Source organism: Acinetobacter sp. Li1LvA2 (assembly GCF_056156705.1).
Window position 1 is genome coordinate 1 of sequence record NZ_JBSICF010000001.1, and the last position, 26,663, is coordinate 26,663.

Annotated in this window: 25 protein-coding genes and 1 pseudogene; 21 read left to right on the forward strand and 5 right to left on the reverse strand. The window is 39.7% G+C overall.

Features of this window, described 5'->3' with window-relative positions:
• From ACS604_RS00005 to ACS604_RS00075, 15 genes and pseudogenes are all read left to right on the forward strand, one after another.
• Window positions 1-211, forward strand: a pseudogene (locus tag ACS604_RS00005) (acetyl-CoA C-acyltransferase); the annotation flags it as partial.
• Between the two features lie 2 nt (window positions 212-213).
• The gene (gene pcaB, locus ACS604_RS00010; protein ID WP_474769401.1) at window positions 214-1,572 is read left to right on the forward strand and encodes a 3-carboxy-cis,cis-muconate cycloisomerase; all 1,359 of its coding nucleotides are present in this window, start codon (window positions 214-216) and stop codon (window positions 1,570-1,572) included.
• Complete coding sequence (pcaD, locus tag ACS604_RS00015; RefSeq protein ID WP_004792023.1) at window positions 1,569-2,354, forward strand: 3-oxoadipate enol-lactonase; 786 nt, start codon at window positions 1,569-1,571, stop codon at window positions 2,352-2,354. The genes pcaB and pcaD overlap by 4 nt, the downstream gene beginning before the upstream one ends.
• Window positions 2,355-2,396: 42 nt before the next feature.
• Window positions 2,397-3,752 carry a 4-hydroxybenzoate transporter PcaK gene (gene pcaK / locus ACS604_RS00020; RefSeq protein WP_474769402.1) on the forward strand — a complete coding sequence of 452 codons (1,356 nt, stop codon included), beginning with the start codon at window positions 2,397-2,399 and terminating at the stop codon, window positions 3,750-3,752.
• Between the two features lie 15 nt (window positions 3,753-3,767).
• Window positions 3,768-4,181 (forward strand): 4-carboxymuconolactone decarboxylase, encoded by a 414-nt coding sequence (gene pcaC / locus ACS604_RS00025; protein ID WP_004792026.1) that lies wholly within the window; start codon window positions 3,768-3,770, stop codon window positions 4,179-4,181.
• A 10-nt stretch (window positions 4,182-4,191) separates the two neighbouring features.
• Window positions 4,192-4,917, forward strand: coding sequence for a protocatechuate 3,4-dioxygenase subunit beta (pcaH, locus tag ACS604_RS00030; protein ID WP_004792028.1), 726 nt, complete (start codon window positions 4,192-4,194; stop codon window positions 4,915-4,917).
• Window positions 4,918-4,931: 14 nt separating this feature from the next.
• A complete protein-coding gene (gene pcaG / locus ACS604_RS00035; RefSeq protein ID WP_005306041.1) occupies window positions 4,932-5,561 on the forward strand; it encodes a protocatechuate 3,4-dioxygenase subunit alpha in 630 nt (209 codons plus the stop codon).
• A 69-nt stretch (window positions 5,562-5,630) separates the two neighbouring features.
• Window positions 5,631-6,458 carry a type I 3-dehydroquinate dehydratase gene (gene aroD, locus ACS604_RS00040; protein WP_474770320.1) on the forward strand — a complete coding sequence of 276 codons (828 nt, stop codon included), beginning with the start codon at window positions 5,631-5,633 and terminating at the stop codon, window positions 6,456-6,458.
• Window positions 6,459-6,477: 19 nt separating this feature from the next.
• Complete coding sequence (locus ACS604_RS00045; protein WP_474769403.1) at window positions 6,478-7,932, forward strand: right-handed parallel beta-helix repeat-containing protein; 1,455 nt, start codon at window positions 6,478-6,480, stop codon at window positions 7,930-7,932.
• 69 nt (window positions 7,933-8,001) lie between these two features.
• Window positions 8,002-9,321 carry a carbohydrate porin gene (locus ACS604_RS00050; RefSeq protein ID WP_474769404.1) on the forward strand — a complete coding sequence of 440 codons (1,320 nt, stop codon included), beginning with the start codon at window positions 8,002-8,004 and terminating at the stop codon, window positions 9,319-9,321.
• 81 nt (window positions 9,322-9,402) lie between these two features.
• A complete protein-coding gene (locus ACS604_RS00055) occupies window positions 9,403-11,832 on the forward strand; it encodes a glucose/quinate/shikimate family membrane-bound PQQ-dependent dehydrogenase (RefSeq protein WP_174739483.1) in 2,430 nt (809 codons plus the stop codon).
• A 651-nt stretch (window positions 11,833-12,483) separates the two neighbouring features.
• Window positions 12,484-12,942, forward strand: coding sequence for a DUF6438 domain-containing protein (locus tag ACS604_RS00060; RefSeq protein ID WP_080645698.1), 459 nt, complete (start codon window positions 12,484-12,486; stop codon window positions 12,940-12,942).
• A 135-nt stretch (window positions 12,943-13,077) separates the two neighbouring features.
• Window positions 13,078-13,491 (forward strand): YeeE/YedE family protein, encoded by a 414-nt coding sequence (locus ACS604_RS00065; RefSeq protein WP_474769405.1) that lies wholly within the window; start codon window positions 13,078-13,080, stop codon window positions 13,489-13,491.
• A gap of 4 nt (window positions 13,492-13,495) precedes the next feature.
• Window positions 13,496-13,909, forward strand: coding sequence for a DUF6691 family protein (locus ACS604_RS00070; RefSeq protein WP_174740167.1), 414 nt, complete (start codon window positions 13,496-13,498; stop codon window positions 13,907-13,909).
• Window positions 13,910-13,913: 4 nt separating this feature from the next.
• Window positions 13,914-14,780: an MBL fold metallo-hydrolase gene (locus ACS604_RS00075; RefSeq protein WP_474769406.1), complete on the forward strand. Its 867-nt coding sequence runs from the start codon at window positions 13,914-13,916 to the stop codon at window positions 14,778-14,780.
• Between the two features lie 94 nt (window positions 14,781-14,874).
• Here the strand turns inward: ACS604_RS00075 and pcaU are convergent, their stop codons facing one another.
• Together pcaU and ACS604_RS00085 are read right to left on the reverse strand one after the other, a co-directional pair.
• Complete coding sequence (pcaU, locus tag ACS604_RS00080) at window positions 14,875-15,687, reverse strand: IclR family transcriptional regulator PcaU (RefSeq protein ID WP_004792039.1); 813 nt, start codon at window positions 15,685-15,687, stop codon at window positions 14,875-14,877.
• Window positions 15,688-15,729: 42 nt separating this feature from the next.
• Window positions 15,730-16,650, reverse strand: coding sequence for a LysR family transcriptional regulator (locus ACS604_RS00085; protein ID WP_174758859.1), 921 nt, complete (start codon window positions 16,648-16,650; stop codon window positions 15,730-15,732).
• An 88-nt stretch (window positions 16,651-16,738) separates the two neighbouring features.
• Here ACS604_RS00085 and ACS604_RS00090 point away from each other — a divergent pair, with 88 nt between their 5' ends.
• The 4 genes from ACS604_RS00090 to ACS604_RS00105 are packed head-to-tail and all read left to right on the forward strand — an operon-like array spanning window position 16,739 to window position 20,576.
• A complete protein-coding gene (locus ACS604_RS00090; RefSeq protein WP_474769407.1) occupies window positions 16,739-17,983 on the forward strand; it encodes an acyl-CoA dehydrogenase family protein in 1,245 nt (414 codons plus the stop codon).
• Between the two features lie 17 nt (window positions 17,984-18,000).
• Entirely contained in the window at window positions 18,001-19,122 is a 1,122-nt protein-coding gene (locus ACS604_RS00095) for a phosphotransferase family protein (RefSeq protein WP_474769408.1), read from the forward strand.
• A complete protein-coding gene (locus tag ACS604_RS00100; RefSeq protein WP_009392107.1) occupies window positions 19,119-19,817 on the forward strand; it encodes a histidine phosphatase family protein in 699 nt (232 codons plus the stop codon). Before ACS604_RS00095 ends, ACS604_RS00100 begins: the two co-directional genes overlap by 4 nt.
• 15 nt (window positions 19,818-19,832) lie before the next feature.
• Entirely contained in the window at window positions 19,833-20,576 is a 744-nt protein-coding gene (locus tag ACS604_RS00105) for an SDR family oxidoreductase (protein WP_474769409.1), read from the forward strand.
• 35 nt (window positions 20,577-20,611) lie between these two features.
• Here ACS604_RS00105 and ACS604_RS00110 read toward each other — a convergent pair whose 3' ends face one another.
• From ACS604_RS00110 to ACS604_RS00120, 3 genes are all read right to left on the reverse strand, one after another.
• Window positions 20,612-21,868, reverse strand: a complete 1,257-nt coding sequence (locus tag ACS604_RS00110; protein ID WP_474769410.1) for an OprD family outer membrane porin — start codon at window positions 21,866-21,868, stop codon at window positions 20,612-20,614.
• Window positions 21,869-21,977: 109 nt separating this feature from the next.
• Window positions 21,978-23,327: a spinster family MFS transporter gene (locus tag ACS604_RS00115; protein WP_100193540.1), complete on the reverse strand. Its 1,350-nt coding sequence runs from the start codon at window positions 23,325-23,327 to the stop codon at window positions 21,978-21,980.
• Window positions 23,328-23,746: 419 nt separating this feature from the next.
• Complete coding sequence (locus ACS604_RS00120) at window positions 23,747-24,214, reverse strand: MarR family winged helix-turn-helix transcriptional regulator (RefSeq protein WP_009392094.1); 468 nt, start codon at window positions 24,212-24,214, stop codon at window positions 23,747-23,749.
• A gap of 149 nt (window positions 24,215-24,363) precedes the next feature.
• On the opposite strand from ACS604_RS00120, the gene ACS604_RS00125 reads away from it, so the two are divergent.
• Both ACS604_RS00125 and ACS604_RS00130 read left to right on the forward strand, forming a co-directional pair.
• Complete coding sequence (locus ACS604_RS00125; RefSeq protein WP_004792048.1) at window positions 24,364-25,473, forward strand: amidase; 1,110 nt, start codon at window positions 24,364-24,366, stop codon at window positions 25,471-25,473.
• A 36-nt stretch (window positions 25,474-25,509) separates the two neighbouring features.
• A complete protein-coding gene (locus tag ACS604_RS00130; RefSeq protein ID WP_474770322.1) occupies window positions 25,510-26,658 on the forward strand; it encodes an acyl-CoA dehydrogenase family protein in 1,149 nt (382 codons plus the stop codon).
• Window positions 26,659-26,663 lie beyond the last annotated feature (5 nt).

A 26,663-nucleotide genomic window follows, 5' to 3' on the forward strand; every position in this document is an offset into this window, starting at 1 on the left:
AGTTACTCGTGATTTAGGCTTGCCAGATGACTCTGACAAGGTAAATCCAAACGGTGGTGCGATTGCCTTAGGCCATCCTCTCGGTGCATCAGGTGCACGCCTTGTGACCACAGCCTTAAACCAGCTTGAACAGACAGGTGGTCGTTATGCCTTATGTTCAATGTGTATTGGTGTAGGTCAAGGTATCGCATTGATTATTGAGAGAGTCTAATCATGAGCCAGTTATATGCCAGCTTGTTTTATCAAAAAGACGTCACTGACATCTTTAGTGACTCATCTTTAATCACATATATGATTCAGGTTGAAGTTGCGTTAGCTCAAGCACAGGCAAAAGTTGGCGTGATTCCTCAAAATGCAGCGAATGCAATTGCCCAAGTAGCTGAGCAGGCGCTAGAAAAGTTTGACTTTGCGGCCTTGGCAGAGGCAACTGGCTTAGCAGGAAATATTGCAATTCCATTTGTAAAACAACTTACGGCAATTGTTAAAGATGTAGATGAAGATGCTTCCCGTTATGTGCATTGGGGAGCTACTAGTCAAGATATTTTAGATACTGCATGTATTTTGCAATGCCGCGATGCGTTAAAGATTGTGGAAGCACAGCTTCAACAGTGTTACACCACAGCATTACAACAAGCCAAACAGTATCGTTATCAAGTCATGATTGGGCGTACATGGTTACAGCAAGCTTTGCCAGTTACTTTAGGACATAAGCTTGCTCGTTGGGCTTCTGCATTTAAACGTGATTTAGACCGTATCCAAGCCATGAAATCCCGTGTACTCACTGCTCAGCTAGGGGGTGCTGTGGGTTCATTAGCTTCTTTGCAAGATCAAGGTTCATTTGTAGTGAGTGCATTTGCTCAGCAACTGAATCTGACTGTACCGACAAGCACATGGCATGGTGAGCGCGACCGTATTGTAGAAATTGCAAGCGTGCTTGGCATGATTGTCGGGAATACCGGCAAGATGGCACGTGATTGGTCACTCATGATGCAAACCGAAATTGCCGAGTTGTTTGAGCCAACTGCGAAAGGTCGTGGTGGTTCATCGACCATGCCGCATAAACGTAATCCAGTCGCAGCGGCTTCAGTACTTGCAGCAGCAAATCGTGTACCAGCGCTTATGTCTAGCATTTATCAAAGCATGGTGCAGGAACATGAGCGTAGCCTAGGTGCATGGCATGCAGAATGGTTAGCAATTCCTGAAATTTTTCAGCTTTGTGCTGGAGCATTAAGTCGTACTGGTGAAGTTTTACAAGGTTTTGAAGTTAATGCTGAGCATATGCAACGTAATCTTGAATGTACCAACGGGTTGATTATGGCGGAAGCTGTCATGATGGCGCTTGCTCCAAAAATTGGACGTTTAAATGCACATCATGTCGTTGAAGCGGCTTGTAAAACAGCAGTAGCACAAAACCAGCATTTATCTGAAGTTGTTAGTCAGTTAGATGAAGTAAAAGAACATTTTAGTCAAACAGAAATTTTGGAAATATTTAAAGCAGAAAACTATTTGGGCAACATTCAAGCTCAAATTGATGCTGTTCTGCAAGAAGCACAAGGAGGAGACATAAAGTGAAACAGCTTATAACCAATCGACAAGGTAAACAGCTCGCTGTATATACCGACGGATTAAAAGATGCTCCAGCACTTGTGTTATCTAACTCGTTAGGAACAGATCATGGAATGTGGCAGCCACAAGTAGATGAGCTTAAAAGTCATTTTAATGTCATTACATACGACACACGTGGTCATGGCGAAAGTGATGTGATCGCTGAAACATCTTTACAAAATTTAGGTGAAGATGTTGCTGATATTTTAGATGCCTTAGATATTGAAAAAGCTCATTTTTGTGGCATTTCAATGGGCGGAATTACAGGGCTTTGGTTAGCTATCCATTACCCAGAGCGCTTTCTAAGCATTACTGTCGCAAATTCAGCGGCAAAAATTGGACAGGCTGAGGCGTGGTTGAGTCGCGCAGAATCAGTAGAACAAAATGGACTGGCTGAATTGGTTAAAACCACGCATACGCGTTGGTTTAGTGAAAAATTCGACTATCAACATAATGTGGTTGCACAAACGACGATTCAAAGTTTGGCAAACACACCAGCACAAGGTTATGCCAATGCGTGTCGTGCTTTAGCACATGCTGATTTAAGAGATGAAATTACGCAAATCCAAGTTCCGATATTGCTCATTGCAGGAACGGCAGATCCAGTGACAACAGTAGTAGATGCTGAGTTTATGCAGAATGCTATTAAGAACAGTCAAATTGCTAAATTGGAAGCATCTCATCTTTCTAATATTGAGCAACCGCAAAGATTTACTCAGGAATTGACTAGGTTTATTCAGCAAATCTAATAGCTTAGTAGTTTAAAAGGAATTGGCCTTAAGGAGGCAAATATGGCGTCTCAGGATTACGCTGCACCAAATAAAAGTATCGATGCTCAAGCATTAATTAATGATGCTCCACTCAGTAAGTATCAATGGATGATCGCAATCATCTGTTTCTTAATTATTTTTACTGATGGTATCGATACTGCTGCAATGGGTTTTATCGCTCCAGCTTTGGCTCAAGACTGGGGCGTTGATCGCTCTCAGTTAGGCCCAGTGATGAGTGCTGCCCTTGGTGGAATGATTATTGGAGCTTTGGTTTCTGGCCCAACAGCTGACCGTTTTGGTCGAAAAATCGTTTTAGCTTTTTCGATGCTTGTGTTTGGTGGTTTTACTTTAGCGTCTGCTTATGCAACCAACTTAGATAGTCTTGTCGTTTTACGCTTTTTGACAGGTATTGGTTTGGGGGCAGCGATGCCAAATGCCACCACATTATTCTCTGAATACTGTCCAACACGCATTCGTTCACTGTTGGTGACATGTATGTTCTGTGGCTACAACTTAGGTATGGCAACAGGTGGCTTTATTAGTAGTTGGCTCATCCCGACCTACGGTTGGCACAGTCTATTTTTACTTGGCGGCTGGTCACCTTTGATCTTAATGGTTTTAGTGATTTTTGTATTACCTGAGTCTTACCGCTTTTTAATTGTTAAAGGTAAGAACCCTGAAAAAGTACGCAAAATCTTAAATCATATCGCGCCAACTCAAGTTCAAAATGCGACTGCATTCCATGTACCTGAAGAGAAAACTGAAACAGCTCAAAAGAAAAATGTTTTTGGAATTATGTTTTCTAAACCATATGCAAAAGGAACACTTTTACTTTGGTTGACCTATTTCATGGGCTTAGTGGTTGTTTACTTGCTTACAAGCTGGTTGCCAACCCTCATGCGTGAAACAGGTGCTTCAATGGAGCGTGCTGCATTTATCGGTGGATTGTTCCAGTTTGGTGGTGTGGTGAGTGCGTTGTTTATTGGTTGGGCTATGGACAAATTTAACCCGAACCGAGTGATTGCCATTTTCTACTTTGCTGCCGGTCTGTTCGCAATTGCTGTGGGTCAAAGCTTAGGAAACTCAACATTACTTGCTGTATTGGTTCTTTGCGCAGGTATCGCGATTAATGGTGCGCAATCTTCAATGCCAGCGTTAAGTGCTCGTTTTTATCCAACGCAGTGCCGTGCAACGGGTGTGTCTTGGATGACCGGAATTGGGCGTTTTGGCGCGGTATTTGGTGCTTGGATTGGGGCTGTATTACTTGGCAATGATTGGTCGTTTACTGCCATTCTCAGTTTATTACTAATTCCAGCGACTGCTGCGGCTGTTGCTGTATTTATTAAATCACTTGTTGCGCATACCGATGCAACTTAATAGAGGTCTATCACAATGAATGATGAACAACGCTATAAACAAGGCATTGAAGTGCGGACTGAAGTTTTGGGTGAAAAGCATGTTGGTCGGTCTTTGCAAAACCTAAATGACTTTAACCAAGATTTCCAAAATTTTATTAGCCGTTACGCATGGGGTGAGGTGTGGTCTCGTCCAGGCCTGCCACGTCATACACGTAGTTTAGTGACGATCGCAATTTTATTGGCACTTGGCCGTGAAGACGAACTGCGCATGCATTTACGTGCTTGCTTCAACAATGGCGTAACCAAAGACGATTTAAAAGAGTTGATCTTACACAGTTCACTCTATGCGGGTTTACCTGCTGCAAACGCTGCAATGCATATGGCTGAAGAAGTCTTTAAAGAGTTGGGAATAGAAGTCAACTCAGTTGCAGCGAAAGAACAGGATTAAGGAGATAAAGATGTCACAACATAGCTGGGGTGCTTACGCCCAACGTAATACAGAAGATCATCCACCTGCATATGCAGAAGGTTATAAGACAAGTGTTTTACGTTCGCCAAAAAATGCATTGATTTCTATTAATGAGACTTTAACTGAAGTTACTGCGCCGCATTTTTCTTCAAATTTGTTTGGCCCAAAAGATAATGATTTGATTTTGAACTATGCCAAAGATGGTTTACCAATTGGTGAGCGTGTCATTGTTCATGGTTATGTACGTGACCAGTTTGGTCGTCCTGTAAAAAATGCACTTTTAGAAGTATGGCAAGCCAATGCTTCTGGTCGTTATCGCCATCCAAACGATAAGTTTATTGGTGCAATGGATCCTAACTTTGGTGGTTGTGGTCGTACATTAACTGACGAAAATGGTTTTTATATTTTCCGTACCATTAAACCAGGTCCTTATCCGTGGCGTAACCGTATCAATGAGTGGCGTCCGGCTCATATTCACTTCTCTTTAATTGCTGATGGTTGGGCTCAGCGCCTAATTTCGCAGTTTTATTTTGAAGGCGATACGCTCATTGACACTTGCCCGATTTTAAAAACGATTCCTTCTGAAGATCAACGTCGTGCACTAATTGCACTAGAAGATAAAAACAACTTTATCGAAGCAGATAGCCGTTGTTACCGTTTTGACATCACTTTACGTGGTCGTCGAGCGACTTACTTCGAAAATGATTTGACTTAATCGGGAGCACGAGCATGAATAACTGGAATTTTCAGGAATTAAAAGAAACTCCATCTCAAACAGGTGGTCCTTACGTTCACATTGGTTTATTGCCACAACAAGCAAATATTGAAGTGTTTGAAAACAACTTTAATAACCAGTTAGTACAAGACCAAACCAAAGGCGAGCGTATTCGTCTTGAAGGTCAGGTATTTGACGGATTAGGTTTACCACTGCGCGACGTACTGATCGAAATTTGGCAGGCCGATGCGAACGGTATTTACCCGAGTCAGGCAGATACGCGTGAGCAAAAAGCTGATCCTGCATTTCAGGGCTGGGGCCGTACAGGTGCAGACTTTGAAACGGGTGTTTGGAGCTTTAATACAATTAAACCGGGTGCTACAGCAGGCCGTAAAGGTTCAACTCAAGCACCTCATATTGCATTAGTCATTTTCGCTCGCGGTATTAACTTAGGTCTTCACACACGTGTTTATTTTGAAGATGAAGCTGAGGCAAATGGCAATGATCCAATTTTAAATAGCATTGAATGGGCACCTCGTCGTCAAACTCTTATTGCAAAACGCTTTGAAGAAAATGGTGAAATTGTTTACCGCTTTGATATTCGTATTCAAGGCGATAACGAAACAGTATTTTTTGATATTTAAGAAACACCTAAGGCTACACATGATCGGCCATGGATGCGTGTAGCCTTTTTAAGGATGAATGATATGAACATGAAAACATTATTAAGCCTAAGTTTGCTTGCACTCCCATTTTTTGCAGCACAGACAAATGCTGAACCTGTTGCTTTAGCTGCTCAAACACAACCTGCCGCTACAGCCGTTAAAACGATTGTTCCAATTACTGCAAAAACTAAAGAACAAGCATTAGCACAGGCTCAAGTCATTGCAAATACAGCAGATGCTGATTTAGCAGAATTTCGTATCGACTTACTCAGTTTTGCGAGTGATACAAAACAAGTGATTGCCTTGGGTCATGAATTGAAAAAGATTTTAGGCAATAAGCCGATGATTGCCACAATTCGTACTAAAAACGAAGGTGGACAGCTTGAAATTAGCGATGCTGATTATGGCAAGACATATCAGGCTTATTTAAAAAATCCGTTCATGGACTGGTTGGATGTTGAAATGTTCCGTGATCAAAAAGTAGTTTCAGACATTGTTCAAAAAGCACATCAAAAGAAAGTGTTAGTGGTAATGTCTAATCATGACTTTCAAAAAACACCAAGCCAAGATGAAATTGAAAAACGCTTGTTAAAACAAGATCAAATGGGCGCAGATATTCTAAAAATTGCTGTAATGCCAAAATCTAAACAAGACGTTTTCACTTTAATGAACGCAACTTTAAAAGTAAGTCAGCAAACAACTAAACCATTGTTAACGATGTCGATGGGACAATTAGGTACGATTTCTCGTGTTGCCACAGCCAATATGGGCGGAAGTTATAGCTTTGGCATGATTGGTGAGGCGTCAGCACCAGGACAAATTGATGTGACTAAGCTCAAACAGATTTTAAAAACTGTTCAACCAACAAACCCATAAATCATAAGGACATGATGAAATGAATACATTACGTTTAACTACTCTTGCATTAGGTTTGATGGTTTCAGGTGTAGCCGCGGCACAAACTTATGTTGTTGACCGTTATCAGGACGACAGCAATAAAGGTTCTTTACGTTGGGCAATTGAGCAAGCCAATGCTAACCCAGCCGATGCGAGCGAAATCTTGATTCAGGCAGTGGGCAAAGCACCCTATGCAATTAAATTAAACAGCGCGCTTCCTGAGATTAAAGCACCGGTCAAAATCATTGGTACCCAGTGGGATAAAACGGGTGAATACATCGCAATTGATGGATCAAATTACATTAAAGGCGAAGGGGCAAAAGCTTGCCCAGGTGCAAACCCTGAACAATACGGAACAAATGTCCGTACCATGACTTTACCCGGATTGGTACTACGTGACGTCAACAATGTCACTTTAAAAGGTTTAGACATTCATCGTTTCTGTATTGGTGTATTGGTTAACCGTTCAAGCAATAACCTTATTCAACATAACCGTATTAGTAATAATTATGGTGGTGCTGGTGTCATGCTTACTGGTGATGACGGACAAGGTAACCCAACTGCAACCACGACCAATAACAACAAAGTCTTAGACAACATTTTCCAAGACAATGGTGATGGCTTAGAACTGACCCGTGGTGCAGCATTTAACTTAATTGCGAATAACCATTTTGTTTCAACGAAAGCAAACCCAGAGCCATCACAAGGTATTGAAATTTTGTGGGGTAATGACAATGCCGTAGTTGGTAATAAATTCGAAAACTACTCGGATGGCTTACAGATTAACTGGGGTAAGCGTAACTATATTGCCTACAACGAAATGACCAATAACTCGATTGGTTTCAACATGACAGGCGATGGCAACATTCTTGATAGCAATAGAGTGCATGGTAACCGTATTGGTGTTGCTATTCGTTCGGAAAAAGATGCAAACGCAAAAATTACATTGACTAAAAATCTAATTTGGGACAATGGTAAAGATATTAAACGCTGTGAAGCTGGCGGTTCATGTGTACCAAATCAGCGTTTAGGTGCAATTGTATTTGGTGTACCTGCACTTGAGCATGAAGGTTTTGTCGGTTCTCGTGGCGGCGGTGTAGTTGTTGATCCATCTAAGCAACAAAAGACATGTACTCAACCAAATCAACAAAACTGTAATGCTCAGCCGAATCAGGGCATTAAAGCACCTAAGTTAACCGCTACTAAAAGTTCAGTTGCTATAGAAATTAATGGTTTACCAAACCAACGCTATCAAGTTGAGTTCTTTGGAAATCAAAATGCTGCATCAAAAGAAGCTGAGCAATATTTAGGAGCTGTTACCGTTGCTACAGATGCCGAAGGCAATGCAAAAGCGAATTGGAAGCCGACTGTAAAAGTTGCCTCAATTACAGCGAATATCACTGATCGCTTTGGAGCGACGTCTGAACTTAGTTCGGCCGTACAAATTAAATAACAACTATAAGGGAAGCGCCTCAAACCGAGGCGCAGCATAGAAATATAGAAATGATAAAAGGGACTTGAAATGCTAAATGTAATGAAACTGAGTGTGTTAACAATCGCTGTAATAGGCAGCCAATTTGCGCTTGCGAATGAACCATGGTCACAAGACAGACAATGGTTGCTAGGTGACTGGAATGGTGAACGCCAGCAGCTAGAACAACAGGGCTATAAATTTACAGCTTCTATCATGAGCCAAGCGGCCACAAATTTAGATGGTGGATACAACGACAGTAATACTTTTGAAAATGCTGCGCAGCTTTCTTTAGGTGCAAACTTCGATTTAGAAAAGATTGCTGGATGGAAAGATACAACAGCGAGCCTAGTCGTGACTAAACGTGACGGTAATGCACTTACGCTAGAACGTATTAAAGACCCACGTTCTAGCCAGTTAGGCAATGCTCAAGAAATTTATGGTCGAGGTAAAATCTGGCGTTTATCTCAAGCATGGGTGAAAAAAGGCTTCGCTGATAACACCGTACAGGTCAAATTTGGTCGTATGGGTATGTCAGAAGACTTTAATGGTTCTCAATGCGAGTTCCAGAATTTATTGCTTTGCGGTGGGCAGTTAGGAAAATCAATCGGTTCAATTTGGTACAACTCGCCAGTCGGTGTTTGGGCGACAAACGTTAAATATCAATTTGCCCCTGAGTGGACTCTGGGTGTTGGTGTGTATGAAGTAAACCCAGATAACATTAAAACCGAATCAAATAGTGATGGTTTTAATCTGGATATGAACAACGTGAAGGGTGCAACCATACCCGTTGAGCTTGCATGGAAACCAAAACTTGCTGCATTTAATGGCTTACCGGGTGAATATAAAGTAGGTGCGCTGTACTCAACCGCAGAAGCGAATGATATTAAAACTGCGGATAAAGTTCATGACGGGAAACAAAGTTTCTGGATTAATGCACAACAACAACTTACGCATAAAGGCGAAGACCCTAAGCGTGGTTTATATATCAGTGTGAACGGTGTGGTGAACGATAAAGCGACCACCTTTGTCCAAAGTACGCAACAACTTGCTCTTTGGTATAAGGGGCCATTTGATAGCCGTCCAAATGACTCGATTGGTTTTGGTATTGCCAATTATGTGGTCAATGATCGCGCTAAAGATAAGCAGATCGCAACAAACGAAAGTCGTGGATATTATAACTACGATGCACTTGCATCTGACTATATTCCAATTCAAGACGACGAACTAAATGTTGAGTTGAACTATACCTATCAATGGTCTCCGGCCGTTATGTTACGTCCAAACATTCAATATATCCATCAACCTGCTGGTGTAAAAGCAGTCGATGATGCTTGGGTCGCGGGCTTAAGTGTCAAAGTCAATTTTTAACAATATTGATGGCTGGTTAGACATGGTTTAACTGGCCCAAATGCTTGAACTATTGTGTTCAGTATATGTGGAGTAGGATCTATGTCTGAGTCAGATTCTAAGTTTCATATCTTATTCAAAATATGGTGTTTTCTATTAGGCCTAGTTTTATTGGCTACTGGTGTTTTTTACATCGTAGGCGGTGGCAAGCTAGTTTCATTAGGTGGATCTTGGTATTTCCTAGTCGCAGGACTGTTAATTACCATTTCTGCGTTTAGTATTTTTCGTAAAAAGGCACTTGGTGTCTGGATTTTTGCGGCTGTTTTTGTTGGCACAGTCATTTGGTCATTTGTTGATGCTGGATGGGAATTTTGGCCGTTATTTTCGCGGTTAATGTTTCCTGCGGGTCTTTTTGCCGCATTGTTATTTACCTTGCCTTCAATTCGACGTTACCAATTTCAAACTAGTTTGGCCTCCTCATCTTATGCAGTGGGTGGGTTAGTTGTTGTCGGTATGTTGATTGCGTTCTATCAAATGTTCCAACCGCATCCAACAGTAGCAAGTTCAGGTGAAAAGCTGCCTTTAGTACCAGTTGACCCTGCTAAAAAGCAGGTGAATTGGGAAAATTATGGAAATGATGCAGGTGGTAGTCGCTTTGTTGCTCTCGATCAAATTAACCGAGATAACGTTCATAAATTAAAAGAAGCTTGGCGTTTTAGAACAGGTGATTTTACAACAGGTAGTGGTAATGGTGCAGAAGACCAAATGACCCCGCTACAAGTTGGAAATAAAGTTTTTTTATGTACACCACATAACAACATTTTTGCGATAGATGCTGACTCGGGTAAACAACTCTGGAAAGCTGAAGTGAACTCTAAAGCCGATGCTTGGGAGCGTTGCCGTGGGGTCGCATACTTTGATTCGACCAAGCCACTTGTACAACCAACTTTGGCTGGTGCAAATGCAGTAACCACAGTTGCAACCAATACAGCATGTCCACGCCGTTTATATACCAATACACCTGATGGTCGTTTAATTGCAGTCAATGCAGATAACGGTCAGCGCTGTGCTGATTTTGGTGTAAATGGAACGGTTGATCTGTTAGAAGGTCTGGGAGCTGGAACTAAAGCTCCACGTTTTGAAGTGACTTCTGCACCGACTATTGCTGGAACAACCATTGTGGTGGGTAGCCGTATTGCCGATAACGTAGCAGCAGATATGCCGGGTGGTGTTATCCGTGGTTATGACGTTATTACGGGTAAACTTCGCTGGGCGTTTGATGCACGTAATCCAGATCCTAACTATGTTCTTAAACCGGGTGAAACCTATAAACGTAGTTCGGCAAACTCTTGGGCTGCGATGTCATATGATCCGCAAATGAATACGGTGTTCTTACCTATGGGTAGCTCATCTGTCGACATTTGGGGTGGTAACCGTAATCCGTTAGATCATAAATACAATACTTCTGTTTTGGCACTTGATGCGACAACAGGTAAAGAAAAGTGGGTATATCAAACTGTTCATAACGATTTATGGGACTTTGATTTACCAATGCAACCAAGTTTAGTTGATTTCCCATTGAAAGATGGTACGACTAAACCTGCTGTTGTGATTGGAACCAAATCAGGTCAATTCTTTGTGCTTGACCGCGTAACTGGTAAACCACTGACTAAAGTAATTGAACAGCCAGTTAAGCCTGCCAATATTCCGGGTGAGCAATACAGTGCAACTCAACCACGTTCAGTTGAAATGCCTCAAATTGGTAATCAGACTTTAACTGAATCAGATATGTGGGGTGCAACGCCGTTTGATCAACTTATGTGCCGTATTAACTTCAAGTCAATGCGTTACGAAGGTCTATTTACTGCACCGGGTACTGACGTTTCATTAAGCTTCCCAGGTTCTTTGGGTGGCATGAACTGGGGTAGCATTGCTTTTGATCCGACTCATCGTTATATGTTTGTGAACGATATGCGCCTTGGCTTATGGGTTCAATTGATGGAGCAAACTCCTGAAGATATTAAGATTCAGGCGAGTGGCGGTGAAAAAGTAAATACAGGTATGGGTGCTGTACCAATGAAAGGTACACCATATAAAGTGAATAAAAACCGCTTTATGTCTGCTTTAAGCATTCCTTGTCAGAAACCACCATTCGGTACTATGACTGCAATTGACATGAAAACTCGTCAAGTCGCATGGCAAGTCCCACTGGGTACGGTTGAAGACACAGGACCTATGGGCATCAAAATGGGCTTAAAAGCACCGATCGGTATGCCAACAATTGGTGGGCCGATGGCAACTCAAGGTGGTTTGGTTTTCTTTGCTGCAACACAAGATTACTACTTACGTGCATTTGATTCATCTACAGGTAAAGAACTGTGGAAATCACGTATGCCAGTAGGCAGTCAAGGAACTCCGATAAGCTATGTTTCACCGAAAACAGGTAAACAATTTGTTGTTGTTACGGCGGGCGGAGCACGTCAATCACCTGATCATGGTGATTATGTAATCGCTTATAGTTTAGAGAAGTAACTTAATGGGCAAAAGAAGAGTATTCTTCTTTTGCCTTTAACTTTAATATATTTTTTATATTAAAATGATTGAGTAAATTCTATTGTTTTAACTAGATAGCTTTACCAAATAGTAAAAAAGTGTTTTAAATCATTGCAAAACCTAAAATATTCCTCAGATTGATAATGCTTGAACACTAGATGTAGCCGAACGATTAGATGTTTTTTCACAATGTTTTACCTATAAATAAATCTTCTTTGTTTGTTAAGTTTTGTTTAACTTAAAGTTGTGAATTTTAATTAGAAATAAACATTATTGACTTTTTAGTCCTGAAAAGTAGGATTTTTTTGCTGAAAAAACAAGCGTAAATATATATTTATATTATATTTATATAATTTATAGCATTACGTTAGAATAGTCATCGCAGGTTATTACTACCCAGTAATAATTTGTATTTCAGGAATTTAAGCTTTTATTGGCTTAAGGCTCATCGCAAGATGGGCCTTTTTTTATGTGATTGAAATCGTAATATTTGATTATTATAAAAATAGTCTAAGTATTAAGACATATAAATTTATGAAAACAATCACATAAAATAGTCTTTAATGACAAGAAGTGTATGATTTGTTAAATTAAACCTACTTGATAATAATAGGTGATGTAATGAGATTTTTGGTTCTTGCAACTTTATCTGGTTTAGCTTTGATGGGTTGTGCTTCTGTTCAGCAAGCACCGAATACACAAGAAACAATTCGTTATGCTTCTAGCCCATGCTTTGGTGCATGCCCAATCTATTCTGTAGAAGTAACACCTACAGGTTTAATTCGTTTTGAAGGCAAGCAATACACTAAAGCTATTGGTGTTAAAGAAATTCAAGGTAGCGTAAAAGACTATAAAAAACTTGCAGATGATCTAAAAGCTTATCGTCCTGAAACAGGCACACAATCTAAAACTGCGGGTTGTCAGCAAACAGCAACTGATATGTCTAGCTATTACATTTCATGGATTCAACCAAATGGCACGGAAACAAAATTAAGCCATTACACAGGTTGTATGTCTCCTGCAAATAATAGATTAAATAAAGTCATGGAAAAACTGCCAGAACAATTAGGCATTAAAGATCTAATTTAATGACAAAAGCCCCAAAACCTTGGGGCTTTTTCTTGTTAAGAAGAATTATAAACTCAAAAGTTTTATTTTAAGTATTTCTAAAGGAATAAGCGTATAATACACATTATAAAAACATATATTGTTAAGAGTGGTTATATGTCAAATATTGTCTATGCCTTTTTAGGTGGTTTGTTACTCGGAATCGCAACAGTTGGCTATTTATATATAAATGGCCGTATCGCTGGAATTAGTGGATTGCTTGCTCAAGTCGTTAATCCTACTAAAGATACTTTTAAAAATTCTGCATTCTGGTTTATTGCCGGACTCGTCATTACACCTTTCATATATGGCTATTTTTATCAGCCTGAAATTGAAATTAAAGCCAATACATTTGCACTTATTTTAGCAGGTGTACTTGTTGGTTTTGGTACCCGCTTAGGTTCGGGCTGTACAAGTGGTCATGGTATTTGTGGGATGAGCAGGCTATCAAAACGCTCCATGATAGCTACAGCAGTTTTTATGTTTGCTGGCATGTTAACCGTTTATATTATTCGTCATGTGCTGGGGTAATCCTATGAAAAACATTTTAGCTTTTATATTTGGTGGTTTGTTTTCATTAGGCTTAATGATTTCTGGCATGTCTAATCCTGAAAAGGTATTAGGTTTTTTAGATATCTTTGGGCAGTGGGATATTAGCTTAATGTTTGTGATGTTAGGCGCGATTGCTGTGGCATTTATTCCATTTCAAAAGGCGATGAAAAGCCCTAAAACGCTTTTTAATGAGAAAATTCAATTACCAATGAATACACAGATTGACCAAAGGTTAATTGTTGGTGCTTTTATTTTCGGTATAGGCTGGGGAATAGCAGGGATATGTCCAGCGCCCGCTTTAACGCTTGTTGGATTAGGACATTTTGAAGCGCTTTATTTTATTGTGGCAATGTTATTCGGAATGTTTATTTACCGAGTCTTAAATAAAGGAAATTAAACCTATGCAACAACCTCTAGTAAAAGATTTTTTTGATGAAAACACCAATACTTTTAGCTATGTTGTTGCGGATTTAGCGACTCGTCAATGCGCTATTATTGATAGTGTGCTTGACTACGATGCAGCTTCAGCAACTACAAAAACAACCAATGCTGATCTGATTGTCGATTATGTCTTGGCTCAAAACTTTAAAGTGCAATGGATTTTAGAAACTCATGTCCATGCCGACCATATGACCGCAGCCCAATATTTAAAATCTAAATTGGGCGGTACAGTTGCGATTAGCAAGAAAATTTCTGTTGTACAGGAAACATTTTCGGCTATCTATAATTTTGACTTTAAGAAATTTAATGAAAATCAACCTTTTGACTATCTATTTGAAGATAATGAGCACTTTAAAATAGGGAATATAGAAGCATATAACATTCCTACACCAGGACATACACCAGCTTGTCTCAGCTATGTAATTGATGATGCTGTTTTTGTGGGTGATACTCTATTTATGCCCGATTATGGCTCAGCCAGATGCGACTTTCCGAAAGGAAGTGCGGCTGCACTTTATGATTCGGTACAAAAGCTTTATACACTTCCTGACAACATGCGTATGTTCTTATGCCATGACTATAAACCCGAAGGCCGTGATGAATATGTCTGTCAAACAGATATAAAAACCCAAAAGCAAAGCAATATTCATTTAAACCGACGTGTTTCCAAAGACTCATTCATAAAAATGCGTCAAGAACGAGATGCAACTTTGGCAATGCCAAAATTAATTCTGCCTTCAATTCAAATTAATATGAACGGTGGAAATTTTCCGGAGCCAGAATCAAACGGCATTCGTTATTTGAAAATTCCTTTCAACTACTTCTAGAAATAGCCTAAGCGTTTATTTTGAATCGTATTCATGCTCTAAATAGCCTAAGCGAATAATGAAATTTATCCTATCAAAATAGCCTAAGTAAAATTTAAAGAACTTGTCTTAAGTCCCGCGAAGTCTCTTGCAATAGCGGTAAAATATGTTGAACTAAATATTCTTCAGTTGTTTTCATAGTCGGAGAGACAATATTTAAAGCTGCAACAACTTTAAAGTCTTGTCCATAAATTGGTACGGCGAGCGCATGAACACCTAATTCGTGTTCTTCACGTGAGTAACACCAATCTTGTTCTCGAATCTCTTGTAGTAACTCTAAAAACTTATCATTTTCGACATGCGTATATTTAGTTAAACGTTGGAGAGGATATTTTTGAAGCCAGTCCAATTGTTCTTGTTGGCTTAAATGTGCCAATAAAATTTTACCCGCAGATGTCGCATGAGCAGGCAGGCGGTTACCTAAGTGCAAACCATATGGATTTACACGGTCAGTTTGTTGGTGGGCAGCACTACGGGCAATAGTAATGGCTTCATAACCATCAAGTACCATTACCGAATAAATAAGAGAAGTTTGGTTAGTTAAAAGATTTAATAAAGGCTGAGATACTTTTGGAAGCTGAGCTGCACCTAAATAAGCTCCTGAAAATTTAAGAACTTTCGGAGTTAAATAGTAATAGTGTCCATCAGACTCAAGATAACCTAAATATTCTAAAGTTAATAAATGACGTCTTGCTGCCGCTCGGGTAAGTCCAGTTTTTTCAGCAGCCATAGAAATATTTAGGCGATGTTGATTACTGCTAAAGCTATCTAAGATTGACATGCCTTTACCGATGCCAGCAATGTAATCTTCATGACGAATCGTTTTTTTGTTGTCCTGATTCTGGATTATCCGTTCATCTTTACTCATTACTGGTCCTTGTACGATAGAAGCTTAGTCAATCAATTTGCTTTACTGAAAAAGTTTAATAATTTCATGTCGCAAAAATTGATGTCTTAAATTATCCCTTAAATCTTCGTGCCAAAACATACCCATTTTAATATTGGTTATCTCAAAAGGCAGAGAATGTAAGCAAATTTCAGGACTATAAGACAAATGCTGCAAAATCATACGAGGCATGGTCAATATTGCGTTGGCTTGAGCTCCCAAAACTTGTAGTGCCGTTGAGTAATTTTGACAGCGCATAAATACATTTCTTGAAATTTTTTGGTGTTGATTTAAATAAATATCTTCAAGCAAAGCGCCCGTACGGCGTGACGAAACACCGATATGTCGACCACTGATATAACTCGATAAATCGACTTCTTTAAGTTGACTGCAAATAACAAACTCATCTGTTACTAAATGGTCAAATGTAATTTTTGGAGATAAGTACTGTTCTAGGTCAATCACGAAATCGAGCTGCTGTGTTGCCAAGTCCGCCGTAATATGTTTTCGATCTAGCTTCATACTGACAAATTGCAAATCTAAATTAAGATTTTGAAAGTGTTGAGCGAGTCTTGGAAGAATAATCGGCTCAATTTCATCATGCACGGCGATTTTTAAATTTTTTAGACTTGTTGGATCAAAGACATGTTTTTGCTGGCTAATATTTTGAATCGTTAAAAGTGCCTGTTTCACTGTCGGATAAATTTGTTCTGCAAAAGGAGTGGCAGACATTTTATTGCCTACTCGTATAAATACATCATCTTCAAGTTGCTGACGTAATCTCTGCAAGGCGTGACTTGCCGCCGACTGCGTAATATTAAGACTACTTGCTGCATTTGAAATACTTTTTTGCTCATAAATCGCGATAAATAGCGGATATAAATTGATATCGATTCGGTGAAAAAAACTTAAGTCTAGTCCATGCAGGTTATGAATATTATTCATGAGGTGTTATTTAATAAAATCATTTCATTCATATTAAGTTTCAAGTTATGTTGATGTAAAGACCAGATAATGATGTAAAGGAAAAAGAATGTTTGAACTCTCAAAAAAAGCTCAGGACTTCACCGAGCGAACTAGAAAATTTATTTTAGAAGAAATAGAACCTGTTGAAGCAAAATTTTGGGAAGAAGTTCATGAGTTAAATCCAGATGGAAACTGGAAAAAATGGCAATGGCCAGAGCTCTTAGAAACTCTGAAATCTAAAGCGAAGCAAGCTGGCCTTTGGAATATGTTTTTACCCGATGAAAATCTGGGTGCTGGGTTAACTGTTCAAGAATATGCGCATATAGCCGAATTAACTGGTCGTAGTTTATTGGCGCCTACGGTTTTTAACTGTAATGCACCAGATACGGGAAATATGGAATTGTTATGGCGCTATGGTAGTGAGCAGCAAAAACAACACTGGTTACAGCCTTTATTGGACGGCAAAATCCGTTCGGTTTTTTGTATGACTGAACCCGAGGTTGCTTCAAGTGATGCAACCAATATGCAAGCGACTGCCTTAATCGAAGGTAATGAAATTGTTTTAAATGGAAAAAAGTGGTGGTCTTCTGGTTTAGGTGATCCAAATGCCAAAGTCATTATTTTTATGGCGCACACCCCAGATGAAACCAAAGACCGCCATCATCAACACTCTATGGTTTTAGTACCGATTGATACGGCAGGTGTTGAAATTCAGCGGATGTTACCTGTGTTTGGTGACTACGATGCACCGCATGGACATGGTGAAGTTCATTTTAATAATGTTCGAGTGCCTATCGAAAACTTTATTGGTGGTGCGGGCCAAGGTTTTGAAATTGCCCAAGGTCGATTAGGACCAGGACGTATTCACCATTGCATGCGTTGCATTGGGGCTGCTGAAAAAGCTCTAGAACTTATGATTGATCGCGGCATGTCTAGAACGGCGTTTGGCAAAGAAATTTTGAAACTCGGTGGAAACCTTGAGCGTGTAGCCGATGCGCGAGTCGCCATAGACCAAGCCAGACTTTTAACCTTGTATGCTGCTTATAAAATGGATACTTTAGGAAATATGGCCGCTTTAACAGAAATATCTGCAATTAAAGTGGTCGCTCCGAGTGTTTTAGAAAAAGTAGTCGATATGGCGATTCAGCTACATGGCGGTGCGGGTGTTTCAAGAGATACACCATTAACAGGTTTCTTTGCCCAAGCACGTAGCTTGCGTTTAGCTGATGGCCCAGATGAAGTACATAAAGGCATGATTGCCAAATTAGAGTTGGCCAAACGTGGTTATTTCGGTCGTCATAAGAAAGTATAAGTTTAAAGGAAGTGAATATGTCGGTAATTGATATAGGCGGTGAAGTACGTGAAGGTGAAGAGCTTGATATTGGGGCAGTTGAAAACTGGTTAAAAAGCCAAGGTGTTGAGTTGGTTGGTCCAGCAGTTGTTACTCAATATACAGGTGGGGCGTCGAATTGGACTTATCGTTTAAAGTATGAAAATACCGATTTAATTTTACGGCGTCCCCCAAAAGGAACAAAAGCGAAGTCAGCTCATGATATGGCCCGTGAATATATGGTGCAGAAAAATCTTGCGCCTTATTATCCAGTGCTTCCTAAAATGGTGGCACTTTGTCAGGATGAATCGGTCATTGGCTGTGATTTTTATGTTATGGAACGCATTGAAGGCATTATTCCTCGTGCAAAACTACCGCCTGAACTTGGTTTTAATGAAGAAGATGTTCATGAGCTTTGTGTAAATGTCATTGATAAGTTGATTGAGCTACATCAAGTTCCTTATGAGAACACGCCTTTAGCTGAACTTGGCAAAGGTACAGGATATTGCCGTAGACAAGTTGAAGGATGGGATAAACGTTACGTGAAAGTCCGCACAATTAATGTTCCTTCATTTAAATATGTTCGAAAATGGCTAAACGATAATATCCCTCAAGACTCGACGACTTGTATTATTCACAATGATTGGCGTTTTGATAATGTGATTTTAGATCCAGAGCATCCAACAGAAGTGATTGGTGTGCTCGATTGGGAAATGGCGACCTTGGGTGATCCATTAATGGATTTAGGTAGTGCTTTGGCCTACTGGGTTGAGCCTACGGATAACATGATTTTTAGATCAACACGCCGTCAGCCGACTCACTTAAAGGGAATGTTCTCTCGAAAAGAAGTGGTTGAGTATTATTTGCAAAAAACAGGATTGGAACCTCAAAACTGGGCTTTTTATGAAGTGTTTGGTGTATTCCGTTTAGCAGTGATTGCTCAGCAAATCTATTACCGCTATTACCATAAACAAACCCGAAACCCTGCTTTTAAAGATTTCTGGATTGTCATTCATGCGCTACATATCCGAGCTTTAAAACTTATCGCACAGCAAAAATTGCAAGAATCTGAATTTGCTCAGCAATCTCTACAGAAAATACAGGGTATTTTAAGAAGATGACCACAATTTATCTGGTAAGACATGGACAGGCATCATTTGGTAAAAGTAACTACGATGAACTGTCTGAAAATGGTGAGGCTCAGGCGACTTTGTTAGGTCGTTATTTTAAGCAAATATTGAAAGAACAACCTTATGTGGTTGCTGGAACTATGCAGCGCCATGAGCAAACTGCAAAGCTCGCACTCAATGAATGCTTTCCAGATGCGGTAATTCATCATAATAATTTATGGAATGAGTTTAACCATCAACAGGTTTTTGCACGTTATGAACCACGTTTTGAACAGCCTGAACTTTTAAAAGCTGATGTTGCACAAGAACAAAACCCACGTGCTTATCTTGCCAAAATATTTGAAGGTGCCATTGGACGATGGACAGATGGTGATTTTCATCATGAGTATGATGAGTCTTGGCCGCACTTTAAAGAAAGAGTTGAAACAGCATTGCAGCAACTTTGTGATGAATTGGCAAAAACCAAGCCTCGCTATGCAGTTGTTTTTACTTCTGGTGGTGTGATTTCTGTAGCAATTGGAAAACTGCTTGAACTTAGCCCCAATCGAACTTTTGCTTTGAATTGGGCAATTGCTAATACAAGCCTCACCACTTTGCGTTTGGTTGGAAATGAAGCTCAGGTTTTAAGCTTAAATGAACACCATTTTATAAAAGCTGAACGTCCAGATTTACTGACATGGATTTAAAATAAGGATAAAAGCATGGCAAAGACAATTTTAATTACAGGTGCAAGTTCAGGTTTGGGTGCGGGTATGGCTCATGAATTTGCAGCCAAAGGCTATAACTTAGCAATTTGTGCACGCCGTTTAGACAGATTGGAAGATTTAAAAACTGAACTTGAAAATGAGTACGGTATAAAAGTCATTGCAAAAAGTCTCGATGTCACGAATTACGATCAGGTCTTTGAAGTATTTCGCGCCTTTAAACAAGAGTTTGGCTATTTAGACCGAATTATTGTAAATGCGGGAGTCGGAAATGGCCATCGTATTGGTAAAGGTAATTTTGAAATTAATAAGGCAACAGCTGAAACGAACTTTATTTCTGCTTTAGCGCAATGTGAAGCAGCGGTTGAAATTTTTAGAGCACAAAACGCCGGTCATTTGGTGGTGATGTCATCCATGAGTGCTATGCGCGGATTACCAAAACACTTATCGACCTATGCGGCGAGTAAAGCTGCGGTGGCTCACTTGGCCGAAGGTATTCGTGCTGAATTATTGGATACACCAATTAAAGTCTCAACCATTTTCCCGGGTTACATCCGTACTGAAATGAATGAGGGTGCTAAACATCTACCTTTTGAAGTAGATGCCAAAACAGGATGTAAGGCTTTGGTCAAAGCCATCGAAAAACAACCAGTGAAAGCTTATGTACCGCAGTGGCCATGGTTACCAATGAGTATTGCCATGAAGGTTCTGCCTTTAAGACTGGTCAATAAACTAGGATAAAAAATACCCCCTAAATTTTAGGGGGTAATTTTTATTTAGAATTTTTTGGTGTAATTGACGAATAAACGGTCTTCACCAAAGTCATTGCCGTGTTTAACGTTGTAATCAATACGAATATATTGCAGGGCCACGCCTTTTAGGAAGGGTTGCTGGAGCGCATAGTTTAGAATAACGTTTGACTCGGTTTCATGATTTTTCTCACCATTTGCTGCTTTAAAGTCATGGCCATAAACATATTTCACCATCGCATTTAGGCCCGGTACATAATCTTTAAAGTCATAGCCGTACATCACATGGTAAGACTTTTCATATTCTTTAAAGAATCCAGTAGCGTTCCAGTTGATGAAATAAGTTTCTGGTAAGAAGCCATCTGGTAGCGGGTAAGCCGACTCACCGATAATTTGCTGGTAACCCAAACCAAAGGTATGGTTTTTTACTTTAAAGGTTTCAAGTAATCCAATGTTCTGCGCATCAATATCAAAGGTATTGCCGTCATCTTTTGCATTAAAGTACTTAAACTTAGAAGTAAGAGCGAAAGTTGGCTGCTTCCACGTATGTTCAAGCCCAACATAATGCTTGTTATACAGATCTTCTAAATTACCAAAATAATATTCACCCTTTAAAGACGGCGTAAATTGATAGCGCAAGTCAATGTAGTTAAGGCCATCAGATTCTTTGGTAATTCCATTTGACGTGAAAGAAAACTTTTTAAAGTCTTCTTCATTTCGGGGAGAAACTTTTTCCACTCGGCCAATTTCGGCATAGAGCTGATCTGAAAGTTGTGACTTTAGGTTGGTTCCCCAATAAGAAGTGAGTAGCTGACGACTAGCATCTACCGCCGTTACAGGTAAATCGAGCCAGAGTTCACCAACACTCAAAAGAGTTTTGTCATAACCCAGTTTTAAGGTTGCACCATATTTTAAATAGTCTGAAGCCTGAGATTGCGTTTCTTTGTTAAAAGGCAAAACTGTGTCAGCGACATGTTTGTCTGAACTCAAGCGCACGGCGTATTGAACAGAAGCATCGGCCCCAATCGTGATTGGTTTGTCTGCAATTTGCAGTGGGGTGTCATGCATTTTCGATTTATAAAATAAAGATGCTGCCTGAGACCAACTGCCGGTATCTTTTAAGGCATCATTATCAAAATCACGGTTGATATAAGCATTCTTTAGCGTGAATTTCCATTCATCTTCAGTTTGCTGATTTGGATTTGCGGCCCATGAGTTGCTGCACATCAGTAATAAAGTGGCAACGGCTAAAGTGTGTGGTTTAAAACGGTGAAATAATTCCATAATCCATTTCCCAGATGTATGCCAGTCCTCGGCACTACGTAATTTTGAATATTTCGGTACTCTCTAAGCGTTTGGTTAGAGAGTACATTTTTGCAATTTGTGAGATCTATTAATTTAATTTTTCAAGCTTCATACTTTCACTAAAGAATTTGCAGCCTTTAAAAAGCAGAATTAGAGCCAGTACACACGACAGACCACCCACAATAGATAAAGAAGAACCCACCATTAACGGACTACCAAAAACTTTATCTGTAATAATGGCTACCAATGTTGTACCAATACCGAGTCCAATTAAGTTGCTCACCAAAAGGAATAGGGCAGAAAGGCGTGCTCTAAATTGGTTTGGGGCTAACATTTGTAATGCTGTTGCCGAAATTACTAGAGGGAAAGATGCGAAAAACATTGCAGGAATCAGTAAGCTGACTGAAAGCCATAGCTGATCTGTTTGGGTAAAAAATGCAATTGGAATAATCAGGCCAACAATTCCAATCACACCAGTGAACATCGGTGCATCTTGGCGCCCTTTTTTAATAAACCAATCATTTAACCAACCTGCACAAAACACCCCTAATGTATTTGCAATTAACAGAATTGTGCCGAGCATATAACCTGTTTCAGTCGGCGCGAGTTGAAACTTTCGAATATAAAATGCAGGTGTCCAGCTAGTCAGGCTGTAGAGTGCCATTGCATAAAAGGTAAAACCTAAATAATGACAAGCAAATGTTTTCGAATGCTTTTTAATAAACTGAAGACATTGTGAGAATTTAACTTGGTCAACTTGTCCATTTTGGTTGAGCTGTTGGCCTTTACGTGCAGGGTCTTTAACGGTCAAAATAAACAGCAGACCAATAATGATGCCAGGTAAACCTACTACAAAAAAGGCAATTTGCCATGCTTTAAGTGCGCCTAATAGTGGAACTTCAATGAGTGTCACGCCTTTAAGCAAGTTAATGACATAACCGCCAACTAAAAAGGCGATACCACCACCTAAAAAAGCGCCAATTGAATAAATTCCGACAGCACGACCTAGTTTATCTTTACTAAACATGTCGCTGAACATTGAATAAGCGGCTGGAGATAACGCAGCTTCACCTACGCCGACCGCCATACGGCTCAAGAACAGTTGAATAAAGTTTTTACTTAAACCACAAGTTGCCGTTGCTAGGCTCCAAACAATAATCCCGATTGAAATCAATTTTGGTCGTGAAAAACGATCGGCAATATAAGCTAAGGGTAAACCCATAACAGCGTAAAACAGTGAGAAGGCAAGGCCATGTAACAGGCTAAATTGTGTATCTGAAAGTTGGAGATCTGCTTTAATGGGTTCAATCATCAGCGCCAGAATTTGGCGGTCAATAAATGAAAATATATATGCCAACATACAAAGTGTGACGACATACCATGCATACGCATTGCTTTTCTTTTGTGTCCTTTCAACAGCGATATTACTTTGGTTCATACACTTAATCCTTATGTATAAAACGCTTAAAGAAATTGATATCTAACTTTTATTATTCCTCTGAAGTTTTTGATATTTCCCCCTTTAGATAAGAATAATAAATAGGCTAGAAATGAGTAGTTTGGTCTCGTACAGACCGGAAGAGTGTGTCTAAACCCGATTAGGAGTTAATGGGTTTTTAAATATCATGGAATTATTATTTTCTTTTTATATGTAAAATTCCATTACTTATTGAGTATGTTAGAATACCTAAAAAGTATGTTAAGTAAACAGATAGTAATAATTTATTGAATTAAGAAACTGATTTTTATTTTATTTTTTAATATTGAAACTTCTTTTGATAAAGAGCAGCGAGAAAGGAAGAACTATTTCCTCCATGCTGCTCTTGAGCGTATCTAACCCGATATCAAGTCAAATAATTAACTTGATGGCATGAGGTCAAATAATTTTTTTAACTGGTGATTTAAATTGTGAAGCTCATCTTCTGAAAAGGCATTCAGGATGCCTGCTAAGGTGACCACACTAATTTGATTAATCTGTTCTACCAGCTCAACACCTTTGGCCGTTAATTTCACCATCGAAATTCGTTCATCAGTGGTAGAAGAGTAGACCTCGACAATTCCATCTTCTACTAATCGATATACAGCTTTTGTTGCTGTCGTTAACTTTAAGGTAGAAAGATTAGCGATATCGGTAATACTGGCTTCACCCAAAGCATTAGTACTTAAAATGATTTTACGGCGTGTATTATCAATACCTAGTTTTTTTATTGATTTTTCAATGAGTTGTGAATATTTTCCATTCACTTGGGAAACCCAAAAAAAAGGGAAATTTTGAATACTCGACGGTTCTTTATTAGGAAGAAATTGTTCTAAATGATCAAGCATAGCTAAGCAATAACTTAGTGAAAAAAGGGTAATCCTATTATAAACAAAATTTTGCATATTTCCTTGAGAACAAATTATAAAAAATACTTGACAATTCCATTAAATTTTCTCATATTTTAATTAATAGATAAAAATACATGGAAAAGTGAATGAATATTATTAGCCAAAGCGTGCATAAAGGAAGTGGCAAGCTCAAGGTGATGGTCAAGGACACAATTGATATTCAAGGTCTAAAAACCATTGCTGGTAGTCGAGCTTTATTAAATGTTGAACCTGCGCATGATGATGCTGAGGTGGTTAAAAACATTTTAAAAGCTGACTGTGAAATTATTGCGAAAACAAATTTGCATGAGTTGGCTTTTGGTATTACAGGCATTAACCATGCTTTTGGTACACCCATCAATCCTAAATATCCTGAACTTATTCCAGGCGGCTCTTCGAGTGGTTCGGCTGCGGCAGTTGCTGCTAAACAAGCTGACTTTACTTTAGGTACAGATACGGGCGGCTCTATCCGTATGCCTGCTGCGTGCTGCGGAGTTTTTGGATTAAAGCCAACTTTCGGTCGCGTGAGCAGAAAAGGCGTTTATCCACCGTCAAGTTCTTTAGATTGTGTTGGCCCTTTTGCAAATTCAGTCGAGATGATTGAAAAAGCCATGCAAATTATTGATCCAACTTTTAACCCTACCCCATGTATTAGCACACCGAAACTCGCTGTGCTGGATGTACAAGCAGATGAGGTTGTTTGGAACTGTATTTATCAAGCACTTCAAAAAGCCAATTTACAGACCACTTTAGAAAAAGTTGAACATTTTGAAGCTGCTTTTGATGCAGGCATGCAGATTATTAATTATGAAAATTGGCAAGCTTTTGGTGAGTTAACTCAAACAGGGTTAGTTGGTTCTGATGTAAATGGTCGTTTATTAAAAGCTGCCGCAACAACTTTAGAGCAAGTGAAACAAGCAGAAGTTGTGAAAGCGCAGCTGACCCAAGAACTTGATGCACTACTAGAAAAATATGATGCATTGGTTTTACCGACACTTCCACAAATTCCACCGAAAGTTTCTGAAGCTGAAAACACGGTCGCTTTTTTAAATCTTACGGGTTTAGTTCGACCATTTAATTTATCAGGACATCCAGCCATTTCAGTGCCACTTGAAACCAGTGAAGGGTTACCCGTGGGCCTACAGATCATATCAAAGCATCAAAAAGATGAGCAATTATGCGCTATAGCTAAATTTTGTGTTGATGCAATGCAATAAATTACAAGGAGTTAGATGATGAATAAGTTGTCTAAAATGGAGTTTGCTTCTCAAGACAAAGCAGTTGACTTAGATGATTTGTGCCAAGAAATACGTGAGCGTGCCTGTACAGGTGAATTCGATAATCAGGCCTACGTGAGCCAAGACATTATCGAAAAACTTAAACAAATTGGCGTTTACCGTGCCTTGGTGCCTAAACGTTTTGGTGGTGAAGAATGGTCACCACGGCAGTTTTGCGAATTGATCGAAACTTTATCTAAAGCTGATGGTTCGGTGGGCTGGGTAGCAAGTTTCGGCATGAGCCCTGCTTATTTAGGAAGTTTGCCAGAAGAAACGCTTAAAGAATTGTATCAAAACGGACCAGATGTGGTATTTGCTGGAGGTATTTTTCCACCACAACCTGCTGAAATTACTGATGAAGGTGTTGTGGTTCGTGGACGTTGGAAATTCTCAAGTGGCTGCATGGGGGCCGACATTGTGGGTGTAGGGATTTCACCACTTAAAAACAATGAAATGCAGGGCTTACCACGTATGGCCGTGATGCCTGCGAAAAAAGCCAAAATTGAAATGACTTGGGACACCGTTGGCCTAAAAGGTACGGGAAGCCATGATTTGGTGGTCGAAGATGTATTGGTCGAAAAGAAATGGACCTTTGTACGTGGTGAACCTTCAAAACTAAGTGAGCCATTTTTTAAATATCCGTCACTGTCTTTAGCGACTCAAGTATTAACTGTGGTAGGTATTGGTGTTGCTGCTGCTGCACTAGAAGAATTTGAAAAATTAGCGCCGGGCAAAGCATCTATTACAGGCGGGTCAGAAATTGCAAACCGCCCAGTGACTCAATATGAGTTTGCTCAAGCTGATGCAGAGTTTCAGTCTGCAAAATCTTGGTTTTATCAAACCATGGATATTGTCTGGAATGAAATTATTGCTGGGCGTGAAGCCACTGCTGAACAAATTAGTGATATGCGTCTGGCATGTACCCATGCAGCGCGAGTTTGCGCCAAAGTCACCCGAAAAATGCAAATGCTCGCGGGTATGACGGCAATCTATACCAACAATCCATTTAGCCGTTTTGTAAATGACACCAACGTGGTGACTCAACATGCCTTTATGGGGGATGCGACCTTACAAAATGCAGCCTCAATTAGTTTCGGGTTAAAGCCAACCCCTGGTTATTTATAAGTTTT

Excerpts from the sequence above, each read along its gene's own strand:
- pcaB (WP_474769401.1), top strand. The coding sequence starts at position 214 with ATGAGCCAGTTATATGCCAGCTTGTTTTATCAAAAAGACGTCACTGAC.
- pcaK (WP_474769402.1), top strand. The coding sequence starts at position 2,397 with ATGGCGTCTCAGGATTACGCTGCACCAAATAAAAGTATCGATGCTCAA.
- pcaC (WP_004792026.1), top strand. The coding sequence starts at position 3,768 with ATGAATGATGAACAACGCTATAAACAAGGCATTGAAGTGCGGACTGAA.
- pcaH (WP_004792028.1), top strand. The coding sequence starts at position 4,192 with ATGTCACAACATAGCTGGGGTGCTTACGCCCAACGTAATACAGAAGAT.
- pcaG (WP_005306041.1), top strand. The coding sequence starts at position 4,932 with ATGAATAACTGGAATTTTCAGGAATTAAAAGAAACTCCATCTCAAACA.
- aroD (WP_474770320.1), top strand. The coding sequence starts at position 5,631 with ATGAAAACATTATTAAGCCTAAGTTTGCTTGCACTCCCATTTTTTGCA.
- ACS604_RS00045 (WP_474769403.1), top strand. The coding sequence starts at position 6,478 with ATGAATACATTACGTTTAACTACTCTTGCATTAGGTTTGATGGTTTCA.
- ACS604_RS00050 (WP_474769404.1), top strand. The coding sequence starts at position 8,002 with ATGCTAAATGTAATGAAACTGAGTGTGTTAACAATCGCTGTAATAGGC.
- ACS604_RS00055 (WP_174739483.1), top strand. The coding sequence starts at position 9,403 with ATGTCTGAGTCAGATTCTAAGTTTCATATCTTATTCAAAATATGGTGT.
- ACS604_RS00065 (WP_474769405.1), top strand. The coding sequence starts at position 13,078 with ATGTCAAATATTGTCTATGCCTTTTTAGGTGGTTTGTTACTCGGAATC.
- ACS604_RS00070 (WP_174740167.1), top strand. The coding sequence starts at position 13,496 with ATGAAAAACATTTTAGCTTTTATATTTGGTGGTTTGTTTTCATTAGGC.
- ACS604_RS00075 (WP_474769406.1), top strand. The coding sequence starts at position 13,914 with ATGCAACAACCTCTAGTAAAAGATTTTTTTGATGAAAACACCAATACT.
- pcaU (WP_004792039.1), bottom strand. The coding sequence starts at position 15,687 with ATGAGTAAAGATGAACGGATAATCCAGAATCAGGACAACAAAAAAACG.
- ACS604_RS00085 (WP_174758859.1), bottom strand. The coding sequence starts at position 16,650 with ATGAATAATATTCATAACCTGCATGGACTAGACTTAAGTTTTTTTCAC.
- ACS604_RS00090 (WP_474769407.1), top strand. The coding sequence starts at position 16,739 with ATGTTTGAACTCTCAAAAAAAGCTCAGGACTTCACCGAGCGAACTAGA.
- ACS604_RS00095 (WP_474769408.1), top strand. The coding sequence starts at position 18,001 with ATGTCGGTAATTGATATAGGCGGTGAAGTACGTGAAGGTGAAGAGCTT.
- ACS604_RS00100 (WP_009392107.1), top strand. The coding sequence starts at position 19,119 with ATGACCACAATTTATCTGGTAAGACATGGACAGGCATCATTTGGTAAA.
- ACS604_RS00105 (WP_474769409.1), top strand. The coding sequence starts at position 19,833 with ATGGCAAAGACAATTTTAATTACAGGTGCAAGTTCAGGTTTGGGTGCG.
- ACS604_RS00110 (WP_474769410.1), bottom strand. The coding sequence starts at position 21,868 with ATGGAATTATTTCACCGTTTTAAACCACACACTTTAGCCGTTGCCACT.
- ACS604_RS00115 (WP_100193540.1), bottom strand. The coding sequence starts at position 23,327 with ATGAACCAAAGTAATATCGCTGTTGAAAGGACACAAAAGAAAAGCAAT.
- ACS604_RS00120 (WP_009392094.1), bottom strand. The coding sequence starts at position 24,214 with ATGCTTGATCATTTAGAACAATTTCTTCCTAATAAAGAACCGTCGAGT.
- ACS604_RS00125 (WP_004792048.1), top strand. The coding sequence starts at position 24,364 with ATGAATATTATTAGCCAAAGCGTGCATAAAGGAAGTGGCAAGCTCAAG.
- ACS604_RS00130 (WP_474770322.1), top strand. The coding sequence starts at position 25,510 with ATGGAGTTTGCTTCTCAAGACAAAGCAGTTGACTTAGATGATTTGTGC.